General features: G+C 66.9%; 13 protein-coding genes. 5 read left to right on the forward strand and 8 right to left on the reverse strand.

Annotation, left to right across the window (positions count from 1 at the left end):
• The first annotated feature begins 42 nt into the window (after positions 1 to 42).
• From JAO84_RS27115 to JAO84_RS27135, 5 genes are read left to right on the forward strand one after another with little or no spacing between them, the layout of a single operon-like run.
• Complete coding sequence (locus JAO84_RS27115; RefSeq protein ID WP_370415164.1) at positions 43 to 486, forward strand: hypothetical protein; 444 nt, start codon at positions 43 to 45, stop codon at positions 484 to 486.
• An 18-nt stretch (positions 487 to 504) separates the two neighbouring features.
• Positions 505 to 1,884, forward strand: coding sequence for a hypothetical protein (locus JAO84_RS27120; RefSeq protein WP_370415165.1), 1,380 nt, complete (start codon positions 505 to 507; stop codon positions 1,882 to 1,884).
• Positions 1,885 to 1,897: 13 nt separating this feature from the next.
• A complete protein-coding gene (locus JAO84_RS27125) occupies positions 1,898 to 3,139 on the forward strand; it encodes a S8 family serine peptidase (protein WP_370415166.1) in 1,242 nt (413 codons plus the stop codon).
• 34 nt (positions 3,140 to 3,173) lie between these two features.
• Complete coding sequence (locus JAO84_RS27130; protein WP_370415167.1) at positions 3,174 to 3,503, forward strand: hypothetical protein; 330 nt, start codon at positions 3,174 to 3,176, stop codon at positions 3,501 to 3,503.
• Positions 3,504 to 3,520: 17 nt separating this feature from the next.
• On the forward strand, positions 3,521 to 3,829 hold the full coding sequence (locus JAO84_RS27135) for a WXG100 family type VII secretion target (RefSeq protein WP_370415168.1): 309 nt from the start codon (positions 3,521 to 3,523) through the stop codon (positions 3,827 to 3,829).
• A gap of 67 nt (positions 3,830 to 3,896) precedes the next feature.
• Here the strand turns inward: JAO84_RS27135 and JAO84_RS27140 are convergent, their stop codons facing one another.
• The 8 genes from JAO84_RS27140 to JAO84_RS27175 form a co-directional block, all read right to left on the reverse strand.
• A complete protein-coding gene (locus JAO84_RS27140; RefSeq protein WP_265864482.1) occupies positions 3,897 to 4,130 on the reverse strand; it encodes a DUF397 domain-containing protein in 234 nt (77 codons plus the stop codon).
• A gap of 315 nt (positions 4,131 to 4,445) precedes the next feature.
• The gene (locus tag JAO84_RS27145; protein WP_370415169.1) at positions 4,446 to 5,099 is read right to left on the reverse strand and encodes a DUF5753 domain-containing protein; all 654 of its coding nucleotides are present in this window, start codon (positions 5,097 to 5,099) and stop codon (positions 4,446 to 4,448) included.
• Between the two features lie 188 nt (positions 5,100 to 5,287).
• Entirely contained in the window at positions 5,288 to 5,800 is a 513-nt protein-coding gene (locus tag JAO84_RS27150) for a hypothetical protein (protein ID WP_370415170.1), read from the reverse strand.
• A gap of 95 nt (positions 5,801 to 5,895) precedes the next feature.
• Positions 5,896 to 6,549, reverse strand: a complete 654-nt coding sequence (locus JAO84_RS27155; protein ID WP_370415171.1) for a hypothetical protein — start codon at positions 6,547 to 6,549, stop codon at positions 5,896 to 5,898.
• Between the two features lie 119 nt (positions 6,550 to 6,668).
• On the reverse strand, positions 6,669 to 7,652 hold the full coding sequence (locus JAO84_RS27160; protein WP_370415172.1) for a hypothetical protein: 984 nt from the start codon (positions 7,650 to 7,652) through the stop codon (positions 6,669 to 6,671).
• Between the two features lie 27 nt (positions 7,653 to 7,679).
• Entirely contained in the window at positions 7,680 to 9,947 is a 2,268-nt protein-coding gene (locus tag JAO84_RS27165; RefSeq protein WP_370415173.1) for a hypothetical protein, read from the reverse strand.
• Positions 9,948 to 9,999: 52 nt separating this feature from the next.
• Positions 10,000 to 10,452, reverse strand: a complete 453-nt coding sequence (locus JAO84_RS27170; protein ID WP_370415174.1) for a hypothetical protein — start codon at positions 10,450 to 10,452, stop codon at positions 10,000 to 10,002.
• A gap of 77 nt (positions 10,453 to 10,529) precedes the next feature.
• Positions 10,530 to 11,213: a hypothetical protein gene (locus tag JAO84_RS27175; protein ID WP_370415175.1), complete on the reverse strand. Its 684-nt coding sequence runs from the start codon at positions 11,211 to 11,213 to the stop codon at positions 10,530 to 10,532.
• Positions 11,214 to 11,242: the final 29 nt, after the last annotated feature.

Raw genomic sequence — 11,242 nt, forward strand, 5'->3', positions numbered from 1 at the left:
TAGAGTGGTCGAGTTCGTACGTGTGACGAGGGGGAAACCGAAGTGGCAGGGCCGAACGGGGACGGCGGCAAGCAGGGGCTCGATGTCGGCGAAGTGACGCTCCTGACCTTCCAGACGCGTATGCAGAAGCTGGTCGACGACCTGAAAGGTTCGCCGGCCGAGCACACGAAGATCGGCGAGCAGAAGGTCACGGCCGCGTCGTACGGCACGGGCTTCAGCGCGGCGAGTGAGCTGCACGGGGCGTACGAGAAGGTGCACACGCGGCTCGAAGAGTTGACGAAGATCTTCGGCGAGACGATCGAGGCGATGGGGATTCGCGCGCAGATCGCCGACAAGGGCTACGACAGCGTGAACCAGGAACAGCGGGACCGCTTCCAGCAGATCCAGAAGAGCACGCAAGAGGACTACGAGAAGCACACCGAAACGAGTGTCGAGGACCCGGCCAAGCCGGCGCCCAGCGCCACTGATTCCGGCGGCTTCAGCTAAACGGGGGAGGACAACACGATGTCTGGAGAGTTCGAGGGGAAGTCCCTGGACGCTCTGTACGCGATGATCGCGTCGGCCAAGCCCGAAGAGGTTGTCGGCGCGGGTACGGCGCTCGCGGCGGCGGTGCCGAAGATTCTCGACATCGCCACGGACCTGAGGCACTACATCTCCCACGTGCACTGGGATGGTGAGGGCGGCGATGCCTTCCGCCTGTGGGGCGAGGGCATGGTTCGGGAGACACTCGTCCTCGGTGACTTCACCAAGGTCGTGTCAGAGGAGATGAAGCGCGCGGGAAACGCGCTGTCCGAGGCGAAGTCGGCTGTGCCAAAGCCGGCGGGCATGTGTTTCGCGGACCCGGATAAGGAGAAGGCCCGCCTTGAGGCGGAGACCGGCCCGAAGCTGCAGGAAGCCATCCAGCAGATGGAGCGGCTCTCGTCGTATTACGACACGACGAGTGAGCGTCTCGCGGCGGAGCGGCAGCCGGAGTTCAAGCCTGTGGAAGGCCGCTGGGACGGTGGATACAACGAGTACGGCTCGGAGAGCGGTACCGGCTCCGGGACGTATTCGGGTTCGGGTTCTGGTACAGGCAGTGCTCCGGCCGGGCACACGACACTCCAGCGAGCTGATGTGTCGTACCCGACCAGCACGCATCGGCAGATCGTCGACCCGGTGAACCCGCCGTCGACCCCGCCTGCGCTCCCGCCGGAGTCCGAGGTGGACACCAACCTCGACTCCGTGACGCTGACGCCGCCGCCGGAGACGACGAACCGGCCGCCGGTTCAGCCGCCGGTGACCACCACCGGGACGCCGCCGGTCACCACCAACCCGATGCCCTTGCCGCTGCCGCCCACGGCGCCGCCGATGGGCCAGCAGAGCGGCTACCAGCTGCCCAAGGCGCCGATCACCGGCCTGCCGAGCACCGCGAACCGCACCGGGCTGCCCGGTCCGAGCACGCTCGGCCCGATGGGCCGTACCGAGGGCATCACCGGTGGCCGTCAGGTGCCCGGCCGTCCGCTGACGAACCAGCAGATGGGCCGCATGCCCAAGGGCATGGTCGTCGGCGAGGAGCGGACCTCGATGCCGTACGGCCGTGGCGCGGGTGGCATGCACGGCCCGGGCGCCGGCGGCATGCACGGCGGCCAGACCGGCGGCCAGGGCGGCGCAGGCCGTCGTCTGGCGAGCCAGCCGGGTGGAACCGTGGGTGCGCCCACGGCGTCCGGTGTGAGTGGACGCTCGGCCTTCACGCCCGGCGGCACGGGTCTGGTGCGTCCGCCCGCTTCGTCGCAGCACGAGGGGGAGGAACGGCGTCAGCCGGGCCACCGCCCCGACTATCTGTCCGAGGACGAGGAGACGTGGACCTCGGGCCAGCGCCAGATCGTCCCGCCCGTCATCGACTAGGAGCACTTCCCTGATGTCCCCCCTCACCCGGGTCGCCGGGCGCCGCGCAGCAGCCCTGCTCGGTGCCATGTCGGCCGTCGTCGCGACATGGACCGTCGCGGCGCCGGCCGCGACGGCGGACGACATGCGGTCGCGCCAGTGGTACCTGGACGCGATGAAGGCCGACGAGCTGTGGAAGGTGGCCACGGGCAAGGGCATCACCGTGGCGGTGCTCGACACCGGCGTCGACTCGACGCTGCCGGAGCTGCGTGGAAAGGTTCTGCCCGGACGCAACTTCGACACGGGAGGGCTTGGCCGTGTGGATGAGAAGGATAGGGACCGTCACGGCACGAACATGGCCCTCGCTATCGCAGGGACTGGGGTCGACGGTGGTGTGAAGGGCATCGCGCCCGGAGCGGGGATCCTGCCGGTCAAGACGGGCGACTACGCCTTCAACGGGTGGAAAACTATGCTCCAGGGCGTCCGTTACGCAGTGGACAACGGAGCTCGGGTGATCAACATCTCGTCCGGTGGTGTGGCGGACGAAGCCGAAGCCCGCGAGTGGCAGAGCACTGTCGACTACGCGGTGCAGAAAGGCGCACTGATCTTTGCCGCTTCCGGCAACGACGGTAGAGAGCGGCGCAACGTCTACCCTGCCTCCGTTCCTGGTGTGGTTGCAGTAGGCGCAGTGGACACCAAGGGCAAAGTCGCCAAGTTCTCCGACTACGGCTCCTACGTCGACTTCGTCGCTCCCGGTATCGAAATGCCGGGGCGCTGCCCCAATGACAAGAACAAATTCTGCGGCTTCTGGGGCACCAGTCATTCCGCGGCCATCGCTTCCGGTACCGCCGCGCTCATCTGGTCCGCTCACCCCGACTGGACAAGGAACCAGGTCCTCCGGGTCATGATGGAGACGGCCGGCCACGACGGACCCGTCCCCTCGAAGTACATCGGCTACGGAACCATCCGCCCGGCCCAGGTCCTCCTGGAGGGCAAGGGCAACCCGGGCGACCCCAACGTCGACCCGCTGCTCGCCGCGCAGGGAGCGAGCAAGGCGCCGACATCGAAGCCATCCAACGCATCCCAGACCTCCCCCTCTCCTGAGAACACGGGGGCAAGCGGCAACGGCCAGGCCAAGGACAACAACCAGGCCGCAGAGCCCGACGAGGGCGGTTTTCCGCTCTGGGCCATCGCCGCGAGTGCCGTCGCAGTCGTCGCCCTGATCGGCTTCGGCGTCGTGGCGGGAGTACGCAGGAGAGCGTCGACAGACGCATGAACAACTGCAGCATCGACAACAAGAGGAGCATCACATGAGCACTCCCGCTGGTGGGTTCGGACTCGCAGACGATCCGATCACTCAGGCCAAGAACAAGATCATCGAGACGGGTAGCGCGGTCTCCAAGCAGGCGCGCGAGCTCGCCAACATCCTCGAGACCTGCGCCGCCGGCTGGACCGGTGTCGGTGCGATCGGCTTCAAGACGGCTCAGACGAACCTCAACGAGGACCACGACACCATCCGTCGTCTGCTGAACGTCCTCCTCAACGCCGTGGGCGAGACGAAGAACCTCAGCAACGCGAACGACGACGATGTGCGCGCCACCTTCGCCGCCGTCAACCACTCGTCGCTCAACAACATCTGACGAAAAGGGGGATCAACATGTCTGTCGACGCCAACGGGACCAAGGTCCGGTACGAAAGCGTTCAGGAGATGGCGAACCGCATCCGCGCGGTCTCGCAGCAGATCGTCAACGACCTCACGACGATGGACACGGCGCTCCGTACCGTGACCGACACCTGGGACGGTGACGCGCACCGCGAGTACGAGATCCTTCAGGGCAAGTACAAGAAGCGCGCTGAGGACATGAAGGCCCGCCTCGAGAAGATCGCCCAGATCGTCGAGCAGGGCAAGGACAGCTACCGCGCCACCGACGTGAAGGCCTCGCGCCTCTTCACCGAGTCGTACTGACCGACCCGGTCCATGAGAAGGGCCCGCTCCTCCCGGAGCGGGCCCTTCTCATGCTCTGGCCGGCCGGCTAGCGGAGGTCGAACTCCCCGTCTTTCGCGCCGAGTACGAACGCGTCCCACTCCGCCTTCGTGTACCGCAGCACCGTCTCGTGGTCGAGCGACGACCGCATCGCGATCCCGCCGCCCGGCAGATGGGCGATCTCCACGCGCTCCTCGTCCGCGCTCGTGCCCGGGGCGCCCTGCCACTCGACGTCGCTGATGTCGAGCGCGTACAGCTCGTCCTTCTCCTGCTGAGTGCCCATCTGGCTCTGCTCCTTCATACTGCGATGGAACGGCGTCCTTGCAGGTCAATCATGGGTGCTGACGGGTCTGCCTGTCACCCGGATCCTGCGGAATCACCCTGCCCCTACGCGCTCGGCGAACCGTCGGGCAGACCATCGCGTACCCCGGCGACGAAGGCTGCGAGCGCGGCCCGGCGGACCGGGATCACCCGGGCGGGAAACGCGCTGTCCCGGACGGCCGCGCTGCCGTCGCCCCAGTGGGCAGCTCGACACAGTCGTTGCCGCTGTCGAAGTAGGAGGATTTGACCCAGGTCGGACCGTCCGCATACGACACCGTCACAGCTTCTTGAGGATGGCGTTGATGAGATCCCTCGAAGGGGTGGGAGTCAACGCGACCTCCTCGGACATGTCCAGTCGTGTGCGGCAGTTGATCAGTTGCGTGGGCGAGTCGATGAACAACGCGCCGGTCGGTGAGTCCATCTGCACCGTGTCCAGAAGGCTGGTCGGGGCCTCGGCGTACAGGACGGAGTAGTCCAGCAGCGGAAAGCCGCAGGCCCCGAAGGGGATGACCAGCAGCGTGACGTTGGGGCGCTCACTCGACTCTGCGAGATGGAGGAGCTGAGCGCGTGTGATCTCGCAGCTGCCCAACTGCATGCGCAGTGCGGCTTCGTGGGCGATCCCGACGTACGGGACAGGGCTCGGGCCGCTGATCACTCGTTGTCCGGCGAGGCGGTGCGCGACCCGCAGTTCCACTTCCAACCGCGGCAGCGGCGGGATGGGGAGCGCGAAGGTCGCCCGCGCATGGTCTTCCGTCTGGAACAGACCGGGCAGGTGTGCTGTCTGGACGGTCCTGAGCCGGACCGCGTCGTGCTCGATCTCCGAGACGTCGAGGAACCCCGGAGGGATCTTGTCCCGGTACTCGTCCCACCAGCCGGCCTTGCCCCGCCTGTCATCGCTGCCAGCGCGTCGATCAGCTCGGTGTCCGTGCACTCGTAGATGCTCGCGAGGCGCCGCGGCCGCTCCTCGCTGATCCCGAACCGGCCGGCTTCGATGTTGGAGATCGTTGGTGCCTGCCTTGGTGCCATGTGTCCTCTCCGCTCGCGCTCAGCGTGCCCAGAATCACCCCTCAGGTTCGTCTCGGCCGATTCCTTGAGTCATGAAGTACTTCCTTGGGCCGATCACAGCCTGACGAGCATTCCCCGCCAGGTCCACCCCGCGCCGAGGACCGCCTCGCGCAGGGGATTCTTCAGCTGCTGGGTGTCGAAGGCGAAGTCCCCGACCAGATGCCGGCGGCCGTCGGCACCCCGCTCGATCGTCCACCGCCTGGACGTCGTGGTCACCTGCCCATGGCTGAACTCGGCCGACGTGGCCGGCCTGGGCGTGTCCCCGACCCAGCTGATCTCCAGCTGCTCGTCGAGAGCCCGCACCTCGTGCTTGTCGGCGTCCAGACGCATCTTGATCTTGAGGGTCCGGTCCAGCCGGGACCTGAGGAAGAAGGCCCGCCAGGCGGGCTCCAGGACCCGCAACTCCGCTACGAGGTCGGCCTTCTCCGCTGGGCGTGCGTTGCGTACGACGTACGGCTTGTCCGCGCTGTTCACGGCGAGCAGCGCCTCACGGACCTCCATGGCGGACAGCGGTGTGACGCCCCTGTCCGGGTGCTGGGTTCCGGTGAACCTGTCCAGCAGACCCATCGTCGGGCCTCCGTCCCTGTGTTCGGGCGCGCCGCGCCATTGTGTGCCGCAGCACGGTGTCGTGGTCGAGTGAGGACTACATCAGCCCCACCGGTTCACTCGGCCTGCGCGGCGAACGTCTTCGCGAGCTCCAGTATCTGCCCGGGTTTCAGCGAGGTCTTCCCCATGTTCCCGACCGTCAGGACCATCGCGACATGGTCTGCGTCGTCAGTGCTGAGCGGGACGGTCACCACGTTCCCTCCCGCGCTCTGCACCGCCTCTCCGGGCGCCGCCTTCTTGGTCTCCTCGACGTAGGGAGCCAGTTCGCTGGAGACGTCCATGCCGCCCGCCTGCTGCATGACGGGCACCAGGAGAGATACCACGCCCGGTTTCCGGCCACCGATGGTGTAGATCTTCAGAGCGTCCTCGCCGACGTGGTACGTGCAACGGACCAGGGCGCCGGGATTGGCGGCCCAGGCGCTGTCCTTCTCGGGCTGCGTGCCGTTCTCCGCCGTGGCCACCACGGCGTCCTGGTCGTCGGGGGCACCCGGCACGATGTCGTTGCCGAGGCCGACCTTCGCGGCAGCCTTTGCGACGTCGTAGGGAAGAGGACAGTCCTTGGAACTGCCCTTTCCCACGCCATCGGCGAGCAGCGCCAGCCGCTCCACGCTCAGAGCGTCGTGGTCACCGGAGCCTGACTCACCGCTCTGGCACCCGACCAGACCGACCAGAGCGATGGCCAGGGTCGCTGCGCCGACGGACTTCCTCATCGTGTGCATCATCTCTCTTCGCTCGGTTGGGCCTTCGTGCTCCGGGCCCGGAGCAGAGCACGGTGAAGGGCCGGGCGGTGTCGCAAGGCCGGAGCGCCGGTCTACGACGCGGCGTCGATTCACCAGGTGACTTCGCGAGAGCCGCCGAGTGCGCTGTCCGCCACCTCCGCCAGTAGGCCCTGCTGCGTCGTCGCGTCGGTGTTCCTGCTCTTCAGCCAGATGCGGGCGAGGTCGACGCCCTGATCACTCAGACGATCGAAACGTTCCTCCTCGCCGGTCTTCTCGAAGTCCCGCAGCCAGGCACTCGTGAGACGCCCGCTCGGAGACTCCTTCACCTCGACCGGCGTGCCGAGGCCGCGAGTGAGGGCGTCCACGACCGTCGTCCGCCAAGTCCGCGCTTCGTCCTCGTCCTGGTGCTTCACGACGACGGAGGCGACGCCGTCAAGGACACCGAGGGCGCGAGCACCCTTCTTCGGGGGGAACCGGAAGGCCGCGTCCTTGGCATCACTGGGGACAGCGTCCAGTTCCTGCGCCACCTGCCTGGTCTCGACCACGCGCAGCAGAGCGTAGGCGTCAGGATTCTCGGAGATCGCGCGCAGGATGTCCCGGAAGAACGTGTTGTAGACCGCGAGGTGATACGTGCCCCCGGATTCCCACGGCGGGTCCTCCTGGTCCGACTCGACGATGTACTTGCTGTCGAGGCCGGCGAGCGTCTCGTGGACATCGGGCGCGTAGTCCGCCAACGCGGTGGCGAGCGGGAGCCGCAGCGCCGGATCGAGCGTGAAGTCGTCAGGCTGCGTGAACCCCAGCGCGAAGAGCACGTCCTTCAGCGCCTGGGCCTGCTGCTGCGTATGGTGCCCGGGCTTGTCGCCGACCGTCGCCTTCACCAGAGCCTCACCGAACGCGGCACAACTCATGTCGGGTTGCACGGCCTTGCCCATCGACTTCTGTACGCGCTCGTTCCCGGGCACGCCGTTGCACGGCTCGGCCGTCTCGCGGCCGAACAGCAGCCATGCTCCGATTCCGCCCAGTACGGCCAGGCACGCCGCGATGACGATCAGCGTCCTGGCCGAAAACTTCCGGCCATTGGTCTCCTGTCGCATGGCTTGCTGCTCAACCTCCGGTCCGCGTCAGTTGGTGGTGTCGGTCAGATACTTCTGAGCGGCGTTCGCTCCACGGTCGTGACCGTCGAGGATCGAGTTCTTCAGACCGGCCCGCTCGTTCTTGTCGATGTCCTGTCGTCCGTCCGCCCAGGAGTCGACCATGACCTGCATCTGGTTGGTGGCGTTGAGATAGTGGTCGGCGATCTCGACATTGGCTTTGGTGTCAGCCTCGGCCTTCAACCCGTTGCCGAACTGCCAGGCCCAGGTGTCCACACCACGTTGCAGCGCGTCGCCGACGACGATGGAGCCGCCTGCGGTCGGGATGGTCATCGGCGTCACGATGCCGCCGATGATGTGATAGGCGATCTTCGACTGCCAGTCGGCCTTGCTGTACGCCGCCATGCGGTCGTCGTTCATGACGTCCTCCCGGATAGCGCTGTACGCGCCCAGGGTCGCGCCGGCGTTGCTCAGCGGGTTGCTCTGCTCGAAGCCGCCGGCCCCGTTGGGGATCTTCTCCATCTCGAGACTGATGTAGCGGGATTCCGCCTTGTGCAGGTTCGCGTAGGCCTCGGGGTCGTCGGAAAGCCCCCTCATGAACTGGACCAGGTCCTTCTGCGTCACGGCCATATGCGTCTTGTCGCCGTCCCGGAAGAAGCCGTCGCCCGTCGCCGAGGTGACATACCTTCCGTCGCCCATGCCTCCCAGGATCTGATGGGTGTCCTCGGTGTACGTGGCCAGGGCACGCGACAGCGGCTCGCGCAGGTTCGCGTGCATGCTCTGGGAGGGCCCGATCTCGCCGATGACGTCGTGCATCACCCGGGCCTGCGCCTCGGTGTGCGGCACCGTGGGCCAGGGGTCCTGGTTGGCGCCCAGCGGCGGGTGGCCCGTCGTCGCCGCCTCCAGGGCGGCGCCGAGGCCGATGCGGCTGGTGGGGTCGTCCAGAGTCGTGACGGCGTAGCCCAGGATCGTGTTGCGGGGCCAGTCGCGGGTTCCGTCGCCGCTGCCCGCCAGGTAGTGCAGGTGGTCGTTCGTGACCTTGTCGCCTGCCGTGCCGTTGCCGTTGGCGTCGAAGAACGCCGTCGCGGCCTCCGGGTTCTTGCTCATCACACCGAGGAGACCGTCGATGGCGTCCGTCTCCACGCCCGCGTGACCGCGGCCCCACATGGTGAAGATCCCCGGCTGCTTCTTCTCCGCGGCGATCAGGTCGTCACCCAGGTCATACAGGAACTGGTCGTCGTACTTCGTGTCCGCGTGCTGCATGAGGCTCACGAAGGACTGGTAGCCGTAGAGCGGATTGCCGGTCTCGCTGTCGTCGCTCTTCATCCCGGCCTTGCTCAGACCGTCGGTGAACTCCCGGTAGAACGTGCCGTCGGGGCTGTCCAGCCATTCCTTGAAGGCCTTCGAACCGGGGGGCGCATCGGAGACCTTGCCCGGCACCTCCGTGGCGTTCGCCAGCGTGTTGGCGAGTCCCTTCTCCAGGTCCAGGTAGCGATCCTTGTTCTTCTTGTCGGAGTCCACCGCGCTGTGGTTGAGACGCTGCGTGAGCCTGATGGTGCCGTCGGCACCCATGCCTCCGATGAAGGTCTGGCTGAAGGCCTTGTTGTCGGCGTTGTCCCGGAAGGAGCGGCTGAGCTCGGCGTAGTCGGCCGCGGAGACCTTGTCGCCGCTGTTGATGCGGGTGGCGATGTCCTTGGCGTTCTCGGCCTCGTAGAGCTCGATGTCGCCCTTGGCGCCGGCGTTGAAGCCGTTGAACTGGTCGTCGCCCTTGCCGCCGATGTCCTTGTTGCTGTCGACGACGACGGCGTTGAGAGCGATCTTGACGCCTTCGTCGGCGTCCGAAACGGCCTTCACGCGATCATCGATGTGCTTCTGCCACTTGGCGATGCCTTCGCGAATGAACCTCTGACCGTCGGGGTCGTGGGTGTAGGCCCGGCGGTCGGCCTCGGAGAGCCGGGCGTAGTCGAAGGTGACGTTTCCCTGCTCCGAGACACTCATCCCGGCCTCGACGGCATCGGCCCGTGCGGAGTCGAGCTTCCCCTTGAGGTCGACGAACTGCGTGTGGGCATCGCGCAGCAGGGACGCGACGGCCTTCGCCTGCGTCTGGGCGGCGGCGTACTCGTAGCGGGTTCCGGCGAAGTTGGTGTGGGCGACGCCGACGCTGGCGCCGAGCCAAGTCCCACCCATGGTGATCTTCTGAACGGTCTCCCCGTAGCGGTCCTCGACCTTCTTGATCTCGCCCGCCATCGACTCCCACTTCTCGGCGGAGGTCGTCAGTGCCCCGAAGTCGGTGGTCATGATTTCTGCGTACGTCAGCATGTGGTTCTCCCCCCGTCGGTGTGCTGCGCCGTCATCGCGGCGGCTCTATGCCGTCGATCCCGGATGGCGCCAAGGGCGCGAACTGGCCCCGGATGTCCAGGTCGTTCCGCACGAAGTAGCCGGACGCCCCGCGCAGCGCGTTCTTCTCCGACGACAGCCGGCCCATGAGGGTCTTGACCTGCTGGTCCCAGGTCTCCTGGACCTTCTTCAGACCCGCGGCCGTCTGCCAGCCGTCGAAAGCCTTGATGGCGGCGTTGGACGACTCGTCGGCCCAGTCGGTGGACCTCTTCGTGCTGTCTTCGAGCTCGTTCTCGATCGTGTTGGCCGCTGCCTGCTTCTCCGCCGGAGACGAGCCGAAGACACCCGGACCGCCTCCGGGCGTCGGCCCTGAAGGATCGGCCGGCACCTGGTTCAGCCGCATGCTCGATTCCTGCCGCTCAGCCGCCTGAGCGCGCAGCGCGGCCCACTCCTCGTCGAAACCCATGATGATCCCTCCCCGTTTCCGGCCCGCTCAGGGCCACATGTGCGATATCCGCCGTGTCCGAGAACTCACTCGATGGATCATCCTTCCGGGGCTTGGTTACGGAACTCCTCCAGCGGCATCGTCTTCTCTGCCGCCGGCAGACTGATCGTGAACTTCTCCCCGTACGAGTCGTACGTCGTCGTGCTGGAGCGTCCGTTCCGCTCCGACTGCAGCAGGACGAGGCGTGAGGTGTCGGTCGCCACGTAGTAGGTGTCCGTGGCGTCGGGTGCCGCCTCGATGGTGAAGGCCTTGGTGGCCCTGCCCTGGAACGTGCGATCGTTGTCGGAGGCGCGTTCGGCCTGGTCGGGGATCTTGAAGTACGTGTCGCAGTCCGCGTCGTCGGGCAGTTCGGACACCACGAACATCCCTGTGAGCCGGTCCGGCAGAGTGGTCGACCGGCCCTCTTCCGCCAGCCCGTCGGCGAGGAGCGCGGCACTCGTGTACGTCGTGCCGTCCTTGCAGTACATCTCGCCGGAGCCGCCCACCCAGGTGGCCTTGAGCCGCAGTCCCTGGTCAGGGTTCCACCACATCTCCTGCCATCCGCCGGCGAATGCCGTCGTGCCGCCGGAGGAGTGGAAGGACGTGGTACGCATCTCGTCGTTCGTCTCGTGCACCACACCGCATCCGGTCAGCGCGGTTGCGGCCACGATCACCGCGGCACACGCGACCTGGGCGCGCGGGGGTCGCGGTGGGCGCAAGGCGAGGGTTTCGCGGGTCCTCATGTCCTGCCGAACCTTTCGTGCTTCTGGGC

It is taken from the genome of Streptomyces fradiae (genome assembly GCF_041270065.1).
Classification (GTDB): Bacteria; Actinomycetota; Actinomycetes; order Streptomycetales; family Streptomycetaceae; genus Streptomyces.